Annotated in this window: 18 protein-coding genes, 1 pseudogene and 1 riboswitch; all 19 genes and pseudogenes read right to left on the bottom strand. The window is 37.3% G+C overall.

Annotated features, from left to right (window positions below; all coding sequences use genetic code 11):
• Positions 1-11: 11 nt before the first annotated feature.
• Positions 12-1,328, bottom strand: coding sequence for a 30S ribosomal protein S1 (gene rpsA, locus CYJ57_RS05960; protein ID WP_006701325.1), 1,317 nt, complete (start codon positions 1,326-1,328; stop codon positions 12-14).
• A gap of 116 nt (positions 1,329-1,444) precedes the next feature.
• Positions 1,445-2,113, bottom strand: a complete 669-nt coding sequence (gene cmk, locus CYJ57_RS05955) for a (d)CMP kinase (RefSeq protein WP_101954485.1) — start codon at positions 2,111-2,113, stop codon at positions 1,445-1,447.
• 70 nt (positions 2,114-2,183) lie between these two features.
• Positions 2,184-2,792: a LysM peptidoglycan-binding domain-containing protein gene (locus CYJ57_RS05950; RefSeq protein WP_180764416.1), complete on the bottom strand. Its 609-nt coding sequence runs from the start codon at positions 2,790-2,792 to the stop codon at positions 2,184-2,186.
• A 185-nt stretch (positions 2,793-2,977) separates the two neighbouring features.
• The gene (locus tag CYJ57_RS05945) at positions 2,978-3,562 is read right to left on the bottom strand and encodes an ECF transporter S component (protein WP_101954483.1); all 585 of its coding nucleotides are present in this window, start codon (positions 3,560-3,562) and stop codon (positions 2,978-2,980) included.
• A gap of 87 nt (positions 3,563-3,649) precedes the next feature.
• Positions 3,650-3,769: riboswitch (FMN riboswitch) on the bottom strand.
• A gap of 7 nt (positions 3,770-3,776) precedes the next feature.
• A complete protein-coding gene (locus CYJ57_RS05940; RefSeq protein WP_006701329.1) occupies positions 3,777-4,517 on the bottom strand; it encodes a pseudouridine synthase in 741 nt (246 codons plus the stop codon).
• 3 nt (positions 4,518-4,520) lie between these two features.
• Positions 4,521-5,141: an SMC-Scp complex subunit ScpB gene (scpB, locus tag CYJ57_RS05935; protein ID WP_101954482.1), complete on the bottom strand. Its 621-nt coding sequence runs from the start codon at positions 5,139-5,141 to the stop codon at positions 4,521-4,523.
• Positions 5,131-5,871, bottom strand: a complete 741-nt coding sequence (locus CYJ57_RS05930; protein WP_180764415.1) for a segregation and condensation protein A — start codon at positions 5,869-5,871, stop codon at positions 5,131-5,133. The genes scpB and CYJ57_RS05930 overlap by 11 nt, the downstream gene beginning before the upstream one ends.
• Before the next feature lie 29 nt (positions 5,872-5,900).
• Complete coding sequence (locus CYJ57_RS05925; protein WP_006701332.1) at positions 5,901-6,311, bottom strand: RNA-binding protein; 411 nt, start codon at positions 6,309-6,311, stop codon at positions 5,901-5,903.
• 39 nt (positions 6,312-6,350) lie between these two features.
• The gene (locus tag CYJ57_RS05920; RefSeq protein WP_101954480.1) at positions 6,351-7,154 is read right to left on the bottom strand and encodes a purine-nucleoside phosphorylase; all 804 of its coding nucleotides are present in this window, start codon (positions 7,152-7,154) and stop codon (positions 6,351-6,353) included.
• Positions 7,155-7,164: 10 nt separating this feature from the next.
• On the bottom strand, positions 7,165-8,334 hold the full coding sequence (deoB, locus tag CYJ57_RS05915; protein WP_101954492.1) for a phosphopentomutase: 1,170 nt from the start codon (positions 8,332-8,334) through the stop codon (positions 7,165-7,167).
• Positions 8,335-8,376: 42 nt separating this feature from the next.
• Positions 8,377-9,249 (bottom strand): annotated as a pseudogene (gene xerD / locus CYJ57_RS05910) (site-specific tyrosine recombinase XerD); the annotation flags it as partial.
• Positions 9,246-10,118 carry a S1-like domain-containing RNA-binding protein gene (locus tag CYJ57_RS05905; protein ID WP_101954479.1) on the bottom strand — a complete coding sequence of 291 codons (873 nt, stop codon included), beginning with the start codon at positions 10,116-10,118 and terminating at the stop codon, positions 9,246-9,248. The gene CYJ57_RS05905 and the pseudogene xerD, both read right to left, overlap by 4 nt.
• A 93-nt stretch (positions 10,119-10,211) precedes the next feature.
• A complete protein-coding gene (gene pyk / locus CYJ57_RS05900; protein WP_006701337.1) occupies positions 10,212-11,969 on the bottom strand; it encodes a pyruvate kinase in 1,758 nt (585 codons plus the stop codon).
• A gap of 23 nt (positions 11,970-11,992) precedes the next feature.
• Positions 11,993-12,967, bottom strand: coding sequence for a 6-phosphofructokinase (pfkA, locus tag CYJ57_RS05895; RefSeq protein WP_040443076.1), 975 nt, complete (start codon positions 12,965-12,967; stop codon positions 11,993-11,995).
• Positions 12,968-13,070: 103 nt separating this feature from the next.
• A complete protein-coding gene (locus tag CYJ57_RS05890) occupies positions 13,071-16,412 on the bottom strand; it encodes a DNA polymerase III subunit alpha (RefSeq protein WP_101954478.1) in 3,342 nt (1,113 codons plus the stop codon).
• Positions 16,413-16,430: 18 nt separating this feature from the next.
• Positions 16,431-17,465 (bottom strand): tRNA preQ1(34) S-adenosylmethionine ribosyltransferase-isomerase QueA, encoded by a 1,035-nt coding sequence (queA, locus tag CYJ57_RS05885; protein WP_006701340.1) that lies wholly within the window; start codon positions 17,463-17,465, stop codon positions 16,431-16,433.
• Entirely contained in the window at positions 17,443-18,432 is a 990-nt protein-coding gene (gene ruvB, locus CYJ57_RS05880) for a Holliday junction branch migration DNA helicase RuvB (protein ID WP_180764418.1), read from the bottom strand. Before ruvB ends, queA begins: the two co-directional genes overlap by 23 nt.
• Positions 18,433-18,494: 62 nt before the next feature.
• On the bottom strand, positions 18,495-19,082 hold the full coding sequence (ruvA, locus tag CYJ57_RS05875; RefSeq protein WP_101954475.1) for a Holliday junction branch migration protein RuvA: 588 nt from the start codon (positions 19,080-19,082) through the stop codon (positions 18,495-18,497).
• An 18-nt stretch (positions 19,083-19,100) separates the two neighbouring features.
• Positions 19,101-21,002, bottom strand: coding sequence for a DNA mismatch repair endonuclease MutL (gene mutL / locus CYJ57_RS05870; protein ID WP_101954474.1), 1,902 nt, complete (start codon positions 21,000-21,002; stop codon positions 19,101-19,103).
• Positions 21,003-21,010 lie beyond the last annotated feature (8 nt).

Here is a 21,010-nt window from a genome sequence, read left to right as displayed (position 1 = left end):
ATTAGATCTTATTACTCTTCGTCTTCACCAAAAGATAGACCTTCAAGAGCTCCACCGCTTATCATATCACCTAGAGTGAATCCTGATTCAATTTCCTCATTTGAGGTAGCTTGATTGGATTGACGACGCGGACGTTGTGATTTTTCACGACGTGGACGTTGACGACTTTCTTTTGCAGTCGATTCATGTTTTGTCTGTTCTTCTGCTTCCAGCTCAGCTGGTTTTTCTTCTAAAGCTTTAATTGATAGAGATAAACGATGCTCTTCTGGGTTAACAGAAAGTACTTTAACTTTAATTTCTTCACCTTCAGTTAATTTTTCTGCAGGTGTTGCAATATGTTCGTGTGCAATTTGTGAAATATGAACAAGACCTTCTACACCTGGGAAAACTTCCACAAAAGCGCCAAAGCTTGTTAGTCGTTTTACAATACCATCTAAAACTGATCCTTCTGGTGCTTTTTCTTCAATATTATCCCATGGACCTTCTAACGTGTCTTTAATCGACAACGATACGCGGCCTTCTTCTTCATTAATAGAAAGAATTTTTACATTGACAACTTCGCCTGGAGTTAGGTGATCACTTGGTTTATTAACATGTTCGTGAGCAATACGGCTGATATGAACTAATCCATCAACCCCGTCAAGATCAATAAATGCGCCAAAGTTAACCAGACGAGCTACTGTACCTTCAATAATGTCGCCTTCTTTTAACTCTGCTAAGCGTTCTGCACGTTTTGCTGCTGCTTCTTCTTGCGCGATTTCTTTGTGAGATAAGATTAAGCGATTTTCGCTTGGTTCAATCTCAACAATTTTATATTTAAGTGTCTTTCCAACGTAAGGTGTGAAATCATCAACAAAATGTTCTTCTACCATTGATGCAGGAACAAATCCTCGAACACCTGTATCAACAACTAGACCACCTTTGACAACACTCTTAACGGGAGCTTCAATAATCTCACCATTATCAAATTTAGCTTGTAATTCTTCCCAAATCTTTTTAGATTCGATTTTTTTCTTAGATAATAAGAAGTTTCCATTCTCTTTATCTTTAATAGGCTTAATTACAACCAATTCGATTTCATCCCCAATATTTACAATATCAGTTACGTTCTCGAAAGGTGTTGCTGAAAGCTCGTTGCGTGGAACTACTCCTTCGAGTCCGCCACTTTCTTGGATTGAAACACGCACTTGATCATTCTCATCGAAAGCAAGCACATCCCCTTTAACAATGTCACCACTATGGATTTCTCGGACGCTATCTAAAGCATCTTCCATTGTCACCATCGTTGGCTCTTCTACTACTTCTTCATTTTCTAAAAACTCTGTCATATAAACCATTTCCTCCTAAGCGTTCCCAATATAAAAATCAGCCAGAGTTGACTAATCATATAAATTTTACCAAATTTTAATCGTTAAGTCTAGTACAATATCATAAGTTATCCAATCTATAGCTGGGGTTGGATCATCGAAATGACCTTATTCACGACTTCTTCAACCGTCAGGTTACTCGTGTCGACTTCAATCGCATCCTCAGCTTTTCGTAAAGGGGCAATTTTTCGATTAGAATCATACCTATCTCGTTCAATAATTGCTTGCAATATATCTTCATAGGACTGAGTTAATTGATTTCGTTGTTTATTTTCTTCGTATCGCCGTTGTGCTCGAACTTCAGCGCTAGCAGTTAAAAAAATCTTAACTTCTGCTTCTGGTAAGACAACCGTTCCAATATCACGTCCATCCATAATTACCGAATGATTTCGACTTAATTGTTGTAATTTATGATTTACATATTCCCTAACAAATGGATAAGCAGATACTTCCGAGACAGCTGCTGTTACCTGCTCAGAGCGAATTTCTAAACCAATCGGTTGCTGATTCAATCGCACCTCAAAATAATCTTGATCTGCCATTAGCTCAATATCAAATTGCTGAAGCTGTTCCTTGATAGCTTCACTATCGTTTGGTTGAATATTATTTTCTAATAATGCATAGGTAATTGTACGATAAATAGCACCGCTGTCAACGTAGGCAATATTTAATTGACGAGCAATTTGTTTGGCAATCGTACTTTTCCCAGATGATGCGGGGCCATCAATGGCAATTTGAATAGTCATAATTAATTCCTCACTTTCGAATTCATATAAAAAAGATCCCAATCGATTCGTGGGATCTTATCTTTTGATATTATGGGATTTGAATGGTATCGCCAGGGAATAATGGTGAGTCGATTGAAGCTCCATTAAACTGAGCAAGTTGATAAACATCAATGCCATAATTTCGTGCAATCGCAAACCATGAGTCTCCCGCTTGTACCGTATAAGTTCCACTTCCTTGACTTGGTGTTTGAGGTGCAGGTGTAGGCTCTGCCGGTGGAGCTTGAGTTGTTTGCGGTTGGGCTGTTGTCGATTCAATGGTTTCATTGGTGACTTCTCTTGTTGCTAAAGTGATCTCGTTCGCTGTTGTCTCTTTCGTCTCTTCTTTGGTTGTCGAGTTACGATCAATACGAACTTCTGTGGCTGGACGAGTAGCAATTTGATCATTTTTCTTGCCACCATTCACTATAATATATAATAAGAAAGGTGTAATAAATCCTACTATAATAATTAATAATAACACTTTCGATAAATTACGCGCTTCTTTTGCAGGTTGATTACGAACTGATCGCGAAAATTGGCGCTCTTTTAAATTATCTTCTTCGAATTTATTATCCCATGGTTCTTGAGCAGATTGTGAAGGTGAATCGTGGTTCATCCCTTCCGCTCCCCTATAATCATTTTCATTATCTTTTGGCATAAGAAACCTCCTGATTGTAAGTATCATTCTAAGTATGTAAATTTTAATAGATAATACTTATAAATATTAACATATCTTTTCTTTATTGTAGCCAATAATGCCCTAAAGTACTATCAAAAATACGATATTGACATCATAATGTAATCAATATGTAATATAGAGCGTTACAGATTGGTAGTTGGCAATTACATCCTTGTATATTTGGGATTTAAATAGGGTTTGAACGAACGAATTGCTAATTGAATTACTCCCCATTGCATCACTGTCATAAGTAAACTCTTAATCAAATTAAAAGGAATGACTGCTGCTTTAATAAAGGTCATCTTCGATTCAATTTGGAAATTAAGAACTCGGATATAGATCGGTAATGCGATGAAATAATTAAATAATGACATCGTAACAACCAGTAAAATAGCAGAATAAATAGCTATTTTTAAATAATCAATCCACCCTAGCGCCGTAGTATGACGTCTTAAAACAAAATGTGTTGGAATAAATAATGAGAATGATGCAATAAAACTCATTGTTGCTCCAATCGGGATACCAGCTTCCCCTCCTTTAATTAAAAAGTTAAGTAGGTCTCGAACAAATGCCACACAAATCAACCCAAACGGTCCATTCGTTAGCATACCTATAAATACAGGTATTTCACTTAAGTCCACTTTTAAAAAGGGAGCAACCGGTAAAATAGGGAAATCAAACATCCTTAAGACGACTCCCATCCCACCTAAAATTGACAACAAAACTAATCTTCTTGTTCTATGTTCCATATCCTCTAGCTCCTTCTTTTTTCGTCACAGGGAGCAAAAATTCCCATACCAAATAGGGCATGGGAAATAAAATTCATATCTTATGAATTATCGCTTCTTCCATCCAGACTATACTGTCGGTCTTGGAATTGCACCAAGTCAACTTACATTTGTAAGCTCGTGGACTTTACCACCGGTCGGGAATTACACCCTGCCCTGAAGACATATATTATTTTTAATTCATTATATCATCTTGGGCACTAAATGCAATCTTCTTTAATTTATCAACTTCAAAAGCTGAGAGTTCTCGCCACATCCCTGGCTCAAGTTTACCAAGCTCTAGAAAAGAAATCTTGACTCGTTTTAAACGTTGTACAGGATGCCCTACCACTTCAAACATTCGTTTAACTTGATGATTCCAACCTTCGTGAATCTCTAGACGGACCCGAGATGTTTGTTGTCGAGGTTTTTTATTTAAAAGGCGTGCTTTTGCTGGAGATGTCTTCACGCCGTCTAAATCGACTCCCCGTCGAAGAAGATTTAATTGATCATTTTCAATAATCCCCTCCACTAGGGCTTCATATTCTTTACTTATCTCATATTTTGGATGCATCATCAAATTAGCAAACTCACCGTCATTTGTTAATAAAATTAATCCGGTTGTATCATAATCGAGGCGACCTATTGGATAGATTCGCTCCTCAATTTCAGGTAACAGATCAGTAATAACTTGACGGTCTTTTTCATCGGCTGTTGATGTAATAACACCCGCTGGTTTATGTAATAGAATATATCGGTAATCTTCTTTAAAAATCACTTTCCCATCAACTTCAATAAAATCACTTGGTGAAACTTTCGTTCCTAATTCGGTGACAACTTGTCCATTTACTTTAACTCGCCCTTGTTCAATAAGGTTTTCACATTTACGCCGGCTTGCGACACCACTATGGGCCATGACTTTTTGTAATCTTTCCATTTATTACTCATTCCCTTCGATTTCATCGAATTTCTCGACCTCTTCAATTTCTTCCGAGTTTAATTGCCATGGATAAAGCTCAAATAATTCATCTGATACTAGTTGAGCATTTAACGCTAAAGGTTCAATTTCTGGTAGGTCATCCAAACTTTCCAACCCAAAATAATCCATAAAATAATCTGTTACACTATAAAGCACAGGTCGCCCAGGTGCTTCAATGCGTCCAACTTCTTGAACCAAATCCCGATTGATTAACCGCTGAATTAAACTGCTCGAATTTACCCCTCGAATCTCATCAACAGTCATCCGAGTTACAGGTTGGCGGTAAGCAATGATAGCGAGTGTTTCAATCGCTGCTTTCGATAACGCTTGATTAAATGGAGCTTTCGCAAAATTCTCAACATCTTCACTCAATTCACTCTTCGTCACAAAACGTAAAGCCTGATTGTAATAAGTAAGTTTAATAGGAGAATAATCATTACAATCAAACCATTCCATCAGTAAGGTCACTTTATCTTGAATGATGTTTAAATCTTCAGCTAATGTTTGAGCCAACTCTTGATAAGTGACACCTTCATCCCCTGCAACAAAAATAATTCCTAATATCCTTTTTTCAAGCTTCATGCGGCATTAGCTCCTTTAATTTAACCATTTCGATGGGTGAATGATTATTTGTTTGAATAAATGAAATATAACTCTTTTTGACGAGTTCTAACATTGCTAAAAAAGTCATAATAATTTCATGCGAGTTTCGACTTGTTAATACCTCATCAAATTGAATTGATTCATTAGGCTGAAGTGATTCAAAATGTTGTTGAATTCGACTAATTTGATCGTTAACGGTTAAGTTTTCATGATAAATTTGCCGTTCTAAAGGCTGACGCTCTTCGAATCTTTCCATCGCTTGTTGCATTGCACTCGCAATATCATTCAAAGTATAGGCATCTACTTTAAGCGGAATAAATTCTTGATAGGCAGTGAGATCCGCTGGTGGACGACCAAAAGACATCGAACGTTGATCTCGATAGGACTGAAGTTCAAACGCAATATCTTGGAAATGTTGATATAAGAGAAGCTGTTGAACGAGTTCATCTCGTGGATCAAAATACTCTTCTTCCTCTTCATCGAGAGTTGGTTCAATCGGCAATAACATGCGACTTTTTATTTCCAATAAAGTAGCAGCCATCACCAAATAGTCGCCTACTCGGTCTAGTTTGACTTCTTCCATCGCATGGATATAAGTTAAATACTGGTCTGTAATTTGAGCGATTGGAATATCAAAAATATCAACTTCTAGCGTTCGAATTAAATGCAGTAATAAGTCAAAAGGCCCTTGAAATGAATCAAGGGTCACATTGAGTTCGTTACTAATAAGATCACTTCCTATTCACCCAAAGCTTCTTGCTGAAATTTCTCACCCCATTGAGCAACTTTTTCCGATAAATCCATCGTTCCTATAATTGCATAATTAGGATATTTTTTTCGCAACTCACCATACATTCGATAATCAATGCCGTCATCAATAAATGATGGGACAATACCGTAACGTTGAATTACTATTGATGTTGAGTGGCGTTGATCGTTTGATTCAAGCGTATTAAACTCCACCACAAAGATACCAATAAAATTATCAGTCTCTGGATCACGATAGAGAAATATTTCTTGTGAATCATCTTGGTAGATACTCTCTAGTAATTCTTTTACATTCGATAAATCTCGCTCATCCTCAGGAAATGTTAAACTAAGGAGACCTAATACTACTTTGTCATTGTTCGTTTTTGAGTTGACTAACATGTATAATCACCTTTTATAGTATATTCATTGCTACTTATTTTAGGCATATTCACCAATAAATTCAAGCAATGTTTTTTTGAAGTTCGGTTTTGCTTTTTGAGAAACTTCAATCACTTCCTCATGGTTTAAAGTTGCTTGCATTCCGGCTGCTAAATTCGTGATACATGAAATGCCAATTACTTCCATCCCACAATGTTGTGCAATGATAACTTCTGGAACAGTAGACATTCCTACAGCATCTCCACCTATTGTTCGGACCATACGAATTTCAGCAGGCGTCTCGTATGTAGGTCCTGTTAACCAAGTATAGACTCCGCGTTTCATAGGTTGATATTTTTCACCAATTTGAGCAAGGAATTCCATGGCTTTTGCACTATAAGCATGTGACATATCTACAAATCTCGGCCCATGTTCTTGAATATTCTTGCCGATGAGTGGATTCGCTCCGGTTAAATTAATATGATCCGTAATAATCATTAAATCACCAGGCACAAAATCCGTATTAACTCCTCCCGCCGCATTAGTGACAATCAATTTGCTGACACCTAATTCATGGAAGATTCTTACAGGATAAGTGACGGTTTCTAAATCATAGCCTTCATAATAATGGAATCGACCTTTTAGGGCAATTACCCAACGCCCAGAAAGTTGACCATATACTAATTCACCTGCATGTCCTTCGACGGTTGATACTGGAAAATTAGGTATCTCTGAATAATCAAGACAAATTGGTTGTTCGATTTCATCTGCTAAATCACCGAGCCCAGAACCTAAGATTAATCCGAATTCTGGTTGGGTAATTCCTTTTTGTTTTAAATATTCAACAGTTTGAGTAAATGACATCGTGTCCCTCCTAGATTAATTGATTTAAAAATGATTGACCGTTTGAAGTTGATTCAACTTTAAAATTATCACTGATTGTTGCTCCAATATCACTAAAATGCTTAGCTTCTAGTCCTTTAGGCTGCTTTATTGAAGGACTATATACTAAAATTGGAACATATTCTCTTGTATGGTCCGTACCTGTAAAGGTTGGGTCATTCCCATGATCTGCTGTAATTATTAATAAATCATCTTCACGTAAATTTTCTAAAATTTCAGGAATACGTGCATCAAATTCTTCTAGAGCTTGTCCATAACCCGCTACATTTCGGCGGTGACCATAGACTGAGTCAAAATCGACTAAGTTCGTAAAACTCAATCCATTAAAGTCTTCGTTTAAAACACGTAATAATTTGTCGACACCATCCATATTATTTGCCGTACGATTACCCTTTGTAATGCCACTTCCATTGAAAATATCTTCGATTTTCCCGACTGATATAACATCATAGCCACCATTTTGAACATAGTTTAATGTTGTATCTTCAAACGGGCTCAATGCATAATCATGTCGATTTGAGGTACGTTCAAAATGACCCGGTGTTCCGATATACGGTCTAGCAATAATGCGTCCAATCATATATGGATCTTCTAAAGTTATTTCACGAGCGTATTCACAAATTCGATACAATTCTTCAAGCGGAATCACTTCTTCGTGAGCAGCAATCTGCAAAACGGAATCAGCAGAAGTGTAAATAATTAAATCACCTGTTTCAAGTTGATGAGCACCATATTCATCAAGTATTGCCGTACCCGAAGCCGGTTTATTTGCTACCACCTTGCGACCAGAGAACGTTTCAATTTTTTCAATCAATTCATCGGGAAATCCATCTGGGAATACGCGAAAAGGTGTCTGGATATTTAACCCCATAATTTCCCAATGTCCTGTCATGGTATCTTTGCCTGCTGAAATTTCTTCTAATTTTGTATAATAACTTGTTGGGTTAGTAACAGGTTCCATCCCTTCAATTGGTGCAATATTAGCTAATCCCATCGCACGTAAATTCGGCATTTTTAATCCTACTGTTCGAGCAATATTACCTAAAGTATTCGCTCCAACATCACCAAAATCAGAAGCATCTGGGGCTTCACCAATACCAACAGAGTCCATTACAATAACATGAATTCGTTTAAATTTCATCATATCCTCCTTATTATCTAACCCCCAATATGCTCGAGGGAATGTTTGCCGATAGACTTTTTGTAAGCGTTGTTTAGAAATATGTGTGTAAATTTCTGTCGTAGATATATCTGCATGACCTAAAAGTTCTTGTACCATCCTTAAATCAGCACCATTCTCCAATAAATGTGTTGCAAATGAATGGCGCAACATGTGAGGAGATACATTTCGATCAAGACCTATTTCTAGACAATATTCTTTTAATGCTTTCCAAATACCTTGTCGTGTAAATCCACTTCCTCGTTGGGTTAAAAAAATTATTTTTGTTGGTTTTTTATTATTATATAGAGGATACACCTCGTTTAAATACCTGTCCAGCCAGTAAATGGCTTCTTCACCTAAAGGAATAATTCGTTCTTTATTCCCTTTTCCGAGTGTTTGAATAAAACCGAGATCAAGATGCAAATCATCGCGAGTTAAATGAATTAATTCACTGACACGCAGTCCTGTTGCATACATTAATTCCAAAATGGCACGATCTCGTATCCCTTTATTGGTCGATGTATTTGGCGCATTCATGAGCTGATCTACTTGTTTTGAACTAATCACTTTAGGTAACCGTTTATATGATTTAGCACCTTGAATTAATTCGGTAGGATTATACTCAACTTCACCTTGTAATTGCAAATATTTGAAAAATAAACGGAGTGTAGACATCACACGATTAACTGTCGAAGTTGCATAATGATTGGCATTCAAGTAAGTCATAAAGTTCGACATAATTCGATAATCGACTTGTTTTATATCTTTCACTTGGTTCTCTTCAAGATAGCAATAAAATTTTGATAAGTCTCGCATATAATTTTCAATTGTATTCGTAGATTTACCTTCATCAATCAACAAAAAACGTTTAAAATCTAGCTGATAATCTTTCATTGATTATCACCCGATGTTTTTAAATAAATACCTTCCTGGCGAACTTGGGTAACTATATCCGCTTTCATTAAACGTCCAACCGCTCTTTTGAATTGAGATTTACTTAGACCTAATTGCCTTTGTATTTCATCACTTGGTGATTTATCATGTAACGGCAAGAATTGATTGGGTTGCTTCTCAAGCACAGCTTGAATCATCTGAGCATCGTCTTCAAGTGCTTCAAAAGCTCTAGGACGTGTGGACGCATTCAACTTACCATTTGGATGAACTTTTATAACTCTAGCCTCGACCACTTGACCAAGTTTCAGTGGATCTAATTGTTCTGATTCATGGATAAATACCTCAAAGTTTTCTTGAGATAACCCCACCATCCCGACCCCTTTATCTTCAAATAAGGTTACTTGAAGGGATTGATTCATCAGTCTGTTAGGAGCAGATTTTCGGTATTGTTCAATATCATTCGCTTTAAGCAAGTGTGCCCAATAACGTTGACGCTCATCGATACTCATCTGGACTAATAATTTTGCGTCAAGTTCCGGCCATTTAGCAATATCATCCGATAACTCATCTAAAGAAATCACGATATCTTTATTCGGTAAGCCCACATCAATAAATAATCCGAGATTTGGACGTCGTCCGACGACCCGACCCCAACCAAAGCCTTCCGTTATAATTGGAGGTAAATCGATGATAAATTTTGCTCGATTATCACGATCGATATACCCAAATCCTAAAATAGAATCTCCAACTTCTATAGGAGACACTACTAAATCTTTTGCTAATTCATAAGTTGTATTTGCTTCATCTTGGATATAATATGCATATTTATTTTCGTCGCTCACTTTACCCATGATTTGAAATGTATTCATTCAATCCCACCTCACTCTTTAAGTATTTTTGATTAATAATGATAAAAAGCATATTAAATAGTGGTAAACCGCTAGATAATATGCTTGAAGTCGTTAAATGCTTACTGTTGCTCCGCGATAAATCCGTCCTCGACGTGCATCAACAGTAATCATTTCATTTGATTTTATAGCTTCTAGGGCTCCTTTAGCGGCTACGACTACTGGAATGCCGCATTCCAGTCCCATAATGGCAGCATGAGATGTGATACCACCTTCTTCAACAACTAAAGCACCTGCTTGCATAATCGCTTCATTGTATGAAGAGTCTGTATGTTGAGTAACTAAAATAGAGCCTGAACTCATTTGTTTAATGGCTTCTTCAGCAGTTTTAGCAATGACAGCTTTGCCAATATGATTGCCGATACCGACACCTTCCCCTTCTGCAAGTAAAGTACCAATTAATTGAATCTTCATTAAGTTCGTTGTTCCAGATTCATAGACCGGAACACCCGCTGTAATTAAGATTAAATCTCCTTCGCGAGCAAATCCTACTTGTTGAGCAAGTTCACTCGCAGAATCTAACATATCGTCTGTTGATTGTGGTGGTCTTACTTTACGAGCTTCAACCCCCCAAGCCAAACTAAGTGAACGCTTTGTTTCCTCACTAAATGTTGCGGCTAAAATATTTGCATTCGGGCGATATTTAGCAATCATCATTGCAGTATGACCAGAACTTGTAGCCGCTACAATTGTATTAATATTAAGATTCTTAGCAGTATGTCCTACCGCTTGACCGATAGCTTCTGATAAATCACGTTTATCATAAGCTTTTAAACTTAATGAATCTAAGCCTAATGTATTTGCTTCAGTATTCAAGCAAATATTTGCCATTGTATTCACAGCTTCAACAGGATATTCACCTGAAGCAGTTTCTCCAGATAACATCACAGCATCTGTTCCGTCAATAATGGCGTTAGCCACGTCACTCGCTTCTGCTCGTGTTGGGCGAGGGTTTTTTTGCATGGAATCTAACATTTGCGTTGCGGTAATAACATATTTACCAGCTTGATTACATTTTTTAATAATTTGCTTTTGTTCAATTGGTACTACTTCAGGTGGGATTTCAACACCTAAGTCACCACGAGCTACCATAATTCCGTCAGAAACACTTAAAATCTCATCTAAATTATCTAATCCTTCTTGGTTTTCAATTTTTGAGATGATTTTAACATGAGGTTGTCCTGCGTCTTCTAAGACTTGACGGATTTCCATCACATCCGATGAGCGACGAACAAAACTAGCAGCAATAAAATCAATGCCCTGTTCTAGCCCAAATTTAATATCACTTTCATCTTTTTCGGTAATTCCTGGTAATTTAAGCGATACATTAGGTACATTGACACCTTTACGTGATTTTAAAATACCATCGTTTAAAATTTCTGCCGTGATAATACCCGCTTCGTAGTCTAAATCAGTAATTAAAAGATCAATCAAACCGTCATCTAATAGGATATGACCTCCGACACTCACGTCGTGAATTAGATTCTCATAAGTCACTGAGAACATATCGTCCGTACCTTCAACTTCCTGCATTGATATTTTAATTGAATTCCCTTTATGCAATTCCACAATCGGTGTTGCCATTAAATGCGTACGGATCTCTGGACCTTTAGTATCGAGCAAAATCCCGATATTTTGACCCGTTAATTCACGTGCTTCTTTTAATAAATTCATACGCTCTAATTGCTCTTCATGATTCCCATGTGAAAAGTTAAAGCGAGCTACGTTCATCCCCGCATTAATTAAAGCGACGAGCTTGTCTAAACTATCTACAGCAGGGCCTAAAGTACATACAATTTTGGTTTTTTTCATGATTGTCTCCTTTTAATAACTTCCTATATACCGCGATCGGTTAAATTAATATTCAATTGGAATAAGTCTTGTCTTACAGCGTGCTCTGTTTTCTTCAAAGTTTTAACAATATCAAAGACAGCAAGACGTTCTTGTTTAATCCCTAAGTAGATAGCGGATTGACCTTGAATAATCAAATCAACGGCGCGGGCCCCCATAAGCGTTGCGAAAACACGGTCACGAGCAGATGGCGTTCCTCCACGTTGAATATGTGATAACGTCACCCCGCGAATACTTTCATCAGGTGAGTATTGTTTATATTCTTCTACAAAACTATTTACATCTGAGACACCTTCAGCTAGAACGATTAAAGAATAGTCTTTCCCTCGATTCCTACCTGCTGCAATACGACGTACAATACTTTGCATTCTAAATGATTCTTCAGGAATTAGGATCGCATCTGCCCCAGCTGCAACCCCTGCCCAAATCGCAATATCTCCTGCATGACGTCCCATAACTTCAACCACAAAGGTTCGGTTATGACTTGCTGCGGTATCAGAAATTTTATCAATTGCATCTAACGCCACACTCACTGCAGAGTCAAATCCAATGGTATATTCAGTACCAGGAATATCATTGTCAATTGTAGCTGGAATTCCAATGGCAGGAAAACCTAACTTAGTCAAAGCTAATGCCCCTTGAAAAGATCCGTCTCCCCCAATAACGATTAATGCATCAATATTATGATTATTTAACTGTTCTACTGCTCTTCGTTGATATTCTTCCTTTGAAAACTCTGGAAAGCGAGCAGAATAAAGAAAAGTTCCGCCACGACGAATATTATGATGCACATCAGAAGTTGTTAGTAGGCGAAAATCGCCTTCAACTAATCCTTTAAATCCGTTATAAACTCCATACACATCGATGCCATGATGAATTCCTTGTTCAACTGTAGCACGGATGGCTGCATTCATGCCAGGTGCATCGCCTCCACTAGTTACGACTGCTATACGTTTAATATCCATAAGTCACCTCTAATGATCCACATAGTTAATCTTTATTTTAACATTAAAATAAACTATTGTCATAAAGTTTTTAAAAGTATTTCATTTGTTTTCATTATTATTTGAAAACGACACATTCATTTCCAAAAAAACCTTTAAGCTTCTGCTCTAATTGGATTGAATAGTTTAATCGATAACTCGAATCAAGTTGGAAAGCCTTTCGTTCACTATTGACGATAATAACATCGATTGGATAAGTCGGGTCGCTAAATTGACCTATGTAATTTGCTGCTTGATCTAATGCTTCGAAAGAATGAATTTGTATAAAACATTGTGTATGTGTATTTTCATTATGAGTATGCTGCGAATCGGGAGTTGCATCTAAGATTGATTGAATAATTAATTGTTTACGTTGGTTACGCCACTCAATCTTTCCACGCACTCGCAAAACAGCATTCTCCGATAATAAACGTCGATACTTTAAATAATCACTTGGAAATAAGACTGCTGATAGTTCACTTTGCATATCAGTAAGGGTAACAAAGGCCATCTCATCCCCTTTTTTTGTCCGATGAATTTTAACCTGCTTGATGATAGCAAGTGTTTCGGCATAACCACTCGAAGAATCTGCTAAAATGGATTGTAATGATCGCACCGTTCCATTCTGAAAATAACTTTGATAAGCTTCGAGAGGATGCCCACTTAGTGTAAATCCTAAATAATCATTTTCATATCGGATGCGCTCTAACCGAGAAAATTCAGAAACATAGTTGATTTTTGGATTTAACGCTTCAAAGAGTGACATATTATAACGAGTATATTGGATACTTTGTAATAAACTATCTAAGTTAGTGACTAAAGTTCGTCGATTCGATTCTAAAGTATCGAAACACCCTGTTAAAATCAAAGCTTGTAAAGATTCTTTATGTAGTTCACGTTCAGGAAGACGCTGTAGAAAGTTAATAAAACTAGTAAATTTTCCAGCTTGAGAACGCGCCTCAAGCATTGCATCGATCATGCTCTTTCGAACACCACGGATTGCATTAAAACCAACACGTAACTGAGGTCGAGCTGTAAAGTTTGCTTCGCTTAAATTAATATCTAAAGGTAAAGTTTTACCTAAAACACGTTGCGCTTCTTGAATATAATTCACTTGGCTTTGGCGACTTGATGAGCCACTATTTATTAAAGCCGCATAAAATTCTGCGGGATAGTGGGCTTTGCAATACGCCATTTGGAATGCCAAATATGAGTAAACTACCGAATGAGATCGGTTAAATCCATAATTTGCGAACGCTAAAATATATTGAAAAACTTGTTCAGAAATTTCTGGTGAATGATGACGTTGGATAGCGCCTTCTACAAAAGACTGATGAAATGAATCGAGCAAGTTTAAATTCTTTGAAGCAATAGCTCGACGGAATGAGTCAGCTTGACCATAAGTGAACCCCGCCATTTGCACCGCAATTTGCATGACTTGCTCTTGGTATACAATGACACCATAAGTTGCTTTTAATATTTGATCCGTCGAAGGATCGATGGTAGGAATCGGTTCTTGTCCACGTTTACGTCGATTAAACGTTTCAATTTGCTTCATAGGCCCTGGACGGTACAAAGCATTCACAGCCACAATATCTTCAAAAGAGGTCGGGTAGATTGTTTTTAAAACTTTTTTTATGCCAGCTGATTCAAACTGAAATATCCCATTTGTATCACCTTGTTGAAAGAGTTTTAATGTTGCTGGATCATCTAAGGGAATGCCTCCCCAATCAACAGTACTTTGTGTATTCTTTTGAATTTGCTGCTTCATTTGATCTAATAGCGTTAAATTTTTTAAACCAAGAATATCAATCTTTAATAATCCCATCTGTTCAACTTGATCCATAGGTAATTGAGTGAGTAAAACTTCTCCTGGACGATTTCGAACTGGAATAAGTTGATCGATTGGTTGTTGGCTAATAACGACTGCCCCAGCATGCGTTGAAGATTGACGTGGTAATCCATCTAAAGTCGAACCCATCCGATAAATTTGTTCATTTATCTTTGAAGCATGCACATAATCTCGAAAAGCTTCAGATTGGTCATAAGCTGATTTAAGTGAAAGAGTCGTGTTAGTTGAACTAGGTAATAATTGTAACCATTGTTTGGTTGTTTTTTCATCGACTTCTAAAGCCTTCAGTATATCTCGTAGCACGGATTTAGCTCCAAAGCGACTAAATGTGATAATTTGGGCCACTTGATTTTCACCATATACTTGCGCTAAAAAGTGAATCACTCGACTTCGTGATTCATCCGATATATCGATATCAATATCTGGCAAACTGAGTCTTTCTGGATTTAAGAAACGTTCAAAAATTAAATTATATTCAAGTGGATCAACTTGAGTAATTTCAAGTAGATACGCAATCAAAGAGCCTGCTGCCGACCCCCGTCCCGGTCCAACCGGTATTTTTTGTTGATGACAATACTGAATAATTTCCCAGACAATTAAAAAATAATCATCAAATCCCATTTGATGAATAATTTGCAATTCATGTTCAATTCGTTGAATGTAAGAATTTTTTTGGCTTAAGCCGAGAGCAGAAAGTCGTTGCATGACCAAATGCTTTAAATAGCTTGCTGAATGGTCAAAGGTTTCTGGAATATGAAATTGCGGTAAAACCTCTTTATTGGGCTCAATTTGAATGGCGATATTTGCTTCGAGTTTGCTAGTGTTCGTTAACCATTCTGTGTACCCTAAGCACGCACACTGTTCCTTAACGATATGATACGGGCGCATATAATATTCGGTCTGATGGTCTAATAAATCTTTCGTCATAGGTTGATTTGCTTTAATAGACTGGAGCATTTGAATACTCGAACCATCTTCTGAGTTTAAGGCATGAATATACTGACTAATAATAACCGGAATGTCCAATTTTTTCGACCACTTATCCACTTGTTTCAATTCATATTCATTGCTTGGGAATAAATTAACTCCGATATAGATTTTGTCTTGACCAAAAATTTGCACTAAAAAGTTATGTAATTGTTGAATTTGATCCGTTTGATCACGAACCATTGCATAAAGCAGTTCGTTTTGATTGGATGAACTTATATAAACTAAATCTTGCGCTTGGTATTGGAGATATTGCCAGATTACTGATGTATCCACTGAGTCAGTTAACAATTGACGAGATAGTTGTCCTAAATGGTAATAACCTATTTTGGAAGTAGCATATAAAAGAAATTCATAAGGTACTTCTGAATCCACTATTCCAGGCAAAATAACCCGCAGTCCGATGAGTGGACGCAGGTGATGTTTTTTGGCTAATTGATACAGCTCAAGGGACCCATAGAGTACATGCGTATCCGCAATTCCGATGGATTGATAACCGTATTCTTTAGCTTTGATCGCATATTTGTTCAGTCGGAGTGTACTTTCGAGAAATGAATACTCACTTTGAATATTAAAAAGCATCGATCCCCCTCCTCTTAATTATAAAATCAACATGGCATCTCCAAAACTAAAGAAACGATATTCTTGGTCAACAGCGTGTTGATAGGCTTCCATAATAGCATCTCGTGAATAAAAAGCACTGACTAACATCATTAAAGTTGACTGTGGCAAATGGAAATTTGTAATTAAATGATCTACCGCTTTAAATTCAAAACCTGGTGTAATAAAAATATCCGTCCAACCAGATTCTGAAACAATTTTACCTTGGTTACGATGCGCAATCGTCTCCAATGTTCGTACACTTGTCGTTCCGACGGCAATAATATTTCCGCCGTCCGCTTGGACTTTGTTAATTTGCTGGGCACTCATTTCAGATAATGAGTAAAATTCTGCATGCATCTGATGGTCTTCGATATTATCAACCGACACAGGTCGAAATGTTCCAAGTCCAACGTGCAAAGTCAATGGAATAATTTGAATTCCTTTGGCTTTAATTTGGTCCATTAAGTCTTTCGTAAAATGTAACCCTGCAGTTGGGGCTGCAGCAGAACCATTTTCTTTCGCATAAACTGTTTGATAGCGTTCTGGATTATCTAATCGCTCTTTAATATACGGGGGCAAAGGCATTTGGCCTAATTCTTCCAGTCTTTCAATAAAGATACCTTCATACTCAAACTCGACGATACGTCCCCCATGTTCCAATTCCTCAATGACAATCCCTGTTATTTGTTGTTGATCTCCAAATTCGATGCGTGTTCCTATTTTTGCGCGGCGGGCAGGTTTAACCAATGTTTCCCATCTGTTTCCTTCAATATTTGTAAGCAATAAAACTTCAAGGTGCCCACCTGTATCAGGCTTCACGCCCATTAGTCGCGCTGGCAAAACACGGGTCTCATTAATAACTAACGCATCTCCAGGATTCAAATAATCGATAACATGTTTAAAATCTGTATCTTCAATGGTGTGTTGTGTTCGATTTAAAACCATCAAACGTGATGCACTGCGATCAATTAGGGGTGTCTGAGCAATGAGTTCTTCTGGCAAATGGTAATCAAAGTCTTTCGTCGTAATCATTCGTTTCCTCTTTCATTTCGGGTAATTCATAGCCTAAATGTTGATAAGCTAATCGTGTTGCAATACGCCCTCTTGGGGTTCGGCGTATTAAACCTTGTTGAATTAAGTATGGTTCGTACATATCTTCAACCGTCTCAATATCTTCACTAATATAAACAGCAATCGTGCCTAACCCAACCGGTCCTCCAGCATATTCTTCAATCATTGTTTTAAGAAGCTTTCGATCCAGAGGGTCAAGTCCGATCGGATCAATTTTCAGCATATCCAACGCTTGTTGGGTTATTGACTGATTAATTTTCCCTTCGGCATAGACTTGTGCATAATCGCGCACCCGTCTTAATAGTCGATTCGCAATTCGAGGCGTCCCCCGGCTCCTTCGTGCTATTTCCTTAGAGGCTGTTTGGTCAATCGTTGCTTGAAATACATTAGCACTTCGCTCGACAATTTCTTGCAATTCATCGTTATTGTAATATTGCATATGAGAAATAATTCCAAAACGATCCCTGAGAGGTTGGCTTAGCATTCCTGCACGAGTGGTAGCCCCAATTAAAGTAAATGGTGGCAATTCAAAATGGATAGGTTGACTAGAAGCCCCTTGACCAATCACAATATCAACATAATAATCTTCCATTGCTGAATACAGCACTTCTTCAACCACTTTAGGCAAGCGATGAATTTCATCAATAAACAAAATATCTCCCGGATTTAATTCATTTAATAGCGCTAATAAATCTCCCGAACGCTCAATCGCAGGACCATTTGAGGTAATAATATTGACGTCTAACTCGTTCGCAATCACCATTGCCATAGTTGTTTTCCCAAGACCTGGAGGGCCGTAAATAAGACAATGATCTAACGCTTCTTCTCTTAACTTCGCTGCTTGAATATAAATCGATAGTTCTTGCTTCATTTTAGTTTGACCGATATACTCAGCTAAACGTTGGGGACGGATATGCATCGGCTCCATCAAATCTCCGGTAATTTCATCCGCTGATAAGATATGCTCGTTATCCAATTATATCCCTCCTTTTATTTTTTTAACAATAATTTAAAGGCATAGCTTAAACCAGTTTGGACAGAATCAAATGATTCTGATTTAAGTTGCTTTTCAACCCGTGTCACTTCACGTTTCGAATAGCCTAAACCGCTTAATGCTTCCAAGATTTCTTCGTGAATTTGCAGTTGTTGTGAATCAGGTACAGCTGTTTCATCAGTAATCGGTTGTAGCTCTCCTTTTAGATCCAAAATAATTTGATTCGCTGTTTTTTTCCCGACACCAGGAAATTTCGTTAAATAAGTACTATCAGCTGATTCAATCGCTTGAACCAGTCCCTCATTATCGTCTGCTGCTAAAATCGATAAAGCACTTTTAGGACCGATACCGGAGACTTTATTTAAAGTTTGAAATAATTTTTTCTCACTTTCGGACTTAAATCCGTATAAAGTCATCGCATCTTCTCTAACTACCAATTCGCAATACACTTCAATTTCTTGACCAATTTGATCAGACCAATGATACGGTGTTGAAGCAATAACGATATAGCCAATTTTATTTGTTTCAATAACTAAGTGGGTTGGATGGATAGAGATTAAGGTTCCTTTAAGATACTCGAGCATAATATTTCCTCTCTTTAATTATATTATTCGTTGATCAAACGGATCGGTTGTATGACTATCTTGAATTCGTTTGAACAACTTTTCTATGGTTGCATTGACAAATTCAATTAAAACAGGACGCCCATGAGGACAATGGAATGGATCTTTTAACGTTCCCAATTGTTCAATAAGAAATTGTGCTTGTTTTGAATCCAAGTAATGATTCGCCTTAATTGCCCCTTTACAACTTTGCATAATAATACTTCGCTCTTTTAATTCATTCACAGTTAAGTTTGGTTCATTTATTAATAAATCAATTAAGTTTGGGATAAATTGATCCAACTGTGTATCTTTCAGCCAAACAGGGTAACTATCAAGTTTATAAGTTTGTTCACCAAACGGTTCAATTGAAATGCCTAGTCGTTCTAAATCGGATTGAATTTCTAATAACTGAGAAATCTGTGCACTCGATAAATGAATTAATTCTGGCATTAACAACGTCTGTTGTTCTTGAATCGGATAATCTTCAGCCATAAAGTGCTCATAATTAATTTTTTCTTGAGCCGCATGTTGATCAATCAAATAAAACCCACGTTCATTTTCCGCAATTAAATAAGTACCATGAATCTGTCCGACATACCTTAAAGCATTAAAATCAATGAAATGATTGGTTTCTGTTGATTCCAATGATAACTGATTTGAAACTTGCCCGGCTTCACTTGTTTCCTCTTTGACAAATTCTACCGATTCAGCTTGTTCATTGGATAACTCTGAATCAAGTAGACTAGCTGGTGAATCCGTTCTTTGAAAATAATTTGCGATTTTGTTAGATTGTAGTGTGTTTTCGGAAGGTTCAGATAAATCACGGGCAAGATTTGATTGATAGGGTGAATATTTTTCATTAACTTCTGCCCTTTCTTTAACTGATTCTACTTCTATTTGGGGTATATTTTGATGTTTTTCTAATTGTTCATGAATCGCTTCTGTAAATAAATCGACTAATTCCTCTTCTTGACTTAGGCGAACTGTATACTTGGTTGGATGGACATTCACATCAACGAGTCGAGGATCTACTTGAACATTCATTACAGTTATTGGATAGCGTCCAATCATCAATTGGCGCCCATACGCTGCAATCACCCCACGATCGAGTACATGACTATGAACAGGACGACCATTGATCATCCAGTGCATATAGTAGCGATTTGTTCGCGTTAGATTTGTAGGAGAAATATAGCCATCCACTTTAAAAGTTGAATTACTTGCTTGAATTGAAATTAACTGACGGGCAATCGATGGATGATAGACGTTTGCAATAGCCTGTAGTAAATCTGACCGGCCACTTGTCCGGTAGATTAACTTATCATTATGAAACAATTCAAAACGAATATTAGGATGCGCCATTGAGATATTTTGAATAAAGCGTGTTGTATGTGATAACTCCGTTTGAAGTCGTTTTAGATGCTTCAAACGAGCGGGTGTATTATAAAATAACCGTTCAACCGTAATTCTCGTTCCTAATCGTGCATTCGTAACGGATTCACTGATGATTTCTCCACCTTTTAACTCGATTTGATATCCTTTATCTTGTTCTGGTTGAGTTGATTCCATTAAAACGTGGCTGACTGAGGCAATACTAGCGAGTGCCTCACCCCGAAATCCCAGAGTACGAATCGCAAATAAGTCATTCGTATCGTACAATTTACTGGTTGCATGAGGCAAAAAAGCGTGACGTAGATCATTTTGACTCAGACCTATCCCATTATCACTAACTTTTATGCCTTCGATGCCAGCTTCTGTTAGTTCAACAATAATTTCTGTTGCTTGCGCATCAATCGAATTTTCCACCAATTCTTTAACGACGGATGAAGGCCGTTCGATCACTTCACCTGCCGCAATTTGATTCGCTAAAGTATCTGACATCTGTTTAACAATATCCATCTCTTACC

This window comes from Falseniella ignava (assembly GCF_002847645.1).
Classification (GTDB): domain Bacteria; phylum Bacillota; class Bacilli; order Lactobacillales; family Aerococcaceae; genus Falseniella; species Falseniella ignava.
The sequence above is the reverse complement of the archived record's forward strand: the minus strand, read 5'-3'. Positions and strand labels throughout refer to the sequence as shown.

What these genes read in the sequence shown, in the direction of transcription:
- rpsA (WP_006701325.1), bottom strand. Translation starts at nt 1,328, where the DNA reads ATGACAGAGTTTTTAGAAAATGAAGAAGTAGTAGAAGAGCCAACGATG.
- cmk (WP_101954485.1), bottom strand. Translation starts at nt 2,113, where the DNA reads ATGACTATTCAAATTGCCATTGATGGCCCCGCATCATCTGGGAAAAGT.
- CYJ57_RS05950 (WP_180764416.1), bottom strand. Translation starts at nt 2,792, where the DNA reads ATGCCAAAAGATAATGAAAATGATTATAGGGGAGCGGAAGGGATGAAC.
- CYJ57_RS05945 (WP_101954483.1), bottom strand. Translation starts at nt 3,562, where the DNA reads ATGGAACATAGAACAAGAAGATTAGTTTTGTTGTCAATTTTAGGTGGG.
- CYJ57_RS05940 (WP_006701329.1), bottom strand. Translation starts at nt 4,517, where the DNA reads ATGGAAAGATTACAAAAAGTCATGGCCCATAGTGGTGTCGCAAGCCGG.
- scpB (WP_101954482.1), bottom strand. Translation starts at nt 5,141, where the DNA reads ATGAAGCTTGAAAAAAGGATATTAGGAATTATTTTTGTTGCAGGGGAT.
- CYJ57_RS05925 (WP_006701332.1), bottom strand. Translation starts at nt 6,311, where the DNA reads ATGTTAGTCAACTCAAAAACGAACAATGACAAAGTAGTATTAGGTCTC.
- CYJ57_RS05920 (WP_101954480.1), bottom strand. Translation starts at nt 7,154, where the DNA reads ATGTCATTTACTCAAACTGTTGAATATTTAAAACAAAAAGGAATTACC.
- deoB (WP_101954492.1), bottom strand. Translation starts at nt 8,334, where the DNA reads ATGAAATTTAAACGAATTCATGTTATTGTAATGGACTCTGTTGGTATT.
- CYJ57_RS05905 (WP_101954479.1), bottom strand. Translation starts at nt 10,118, where the DNA reads ATGAATACATTTCAAATCATGGGTAAAGTGAGCGACGAAAATAAATAT.
- pyk (WP_006701337.1), bottom strand. Translation starts at nt 11,969, where the DNA reads ATGAAAAAAACCAAAATTGTATGTACTTTAGGCCCTGCTGTAGATAGT.
- CYJ57_RS05890 (WP_101954478.1), bottom strand. Translation starts at nt 16,412, where the DNA reads ATGCTTTTTAATATTCAAAGTGAGTATTCATTTCTCGAAAGTACACTC.
- queA (WP_006701340.1), bottom strand. Translation starts at nt 17,465, where the DNA reads ATGATTACGACGAAAGACTTTGATTACCATTTGCCAGAAGAACTCATT.
- ruvB (WP_180764418.1), bottom strand. Translation starts at nt 18,432, where the DNA reads ATGGAGCCGATGCATATCCGTCCCCAACGTTTAGCTGAGTATATCGGT.
- ruvA (WP_101954475.1), bottom strand. Translation starts at nt 19,082, where the DNA reads ATGCTCGAGTATCTTAAAGGAACCTTAATCTCTATCCATCCAACCCAC.
- mutL (WP_101954474.1), bottom strand. Translation starts at nt 21,002, where the DNA reads ATGGATATTGTTAAACAGATGTCAGATACTTTAGCGAATCAAATTGCG.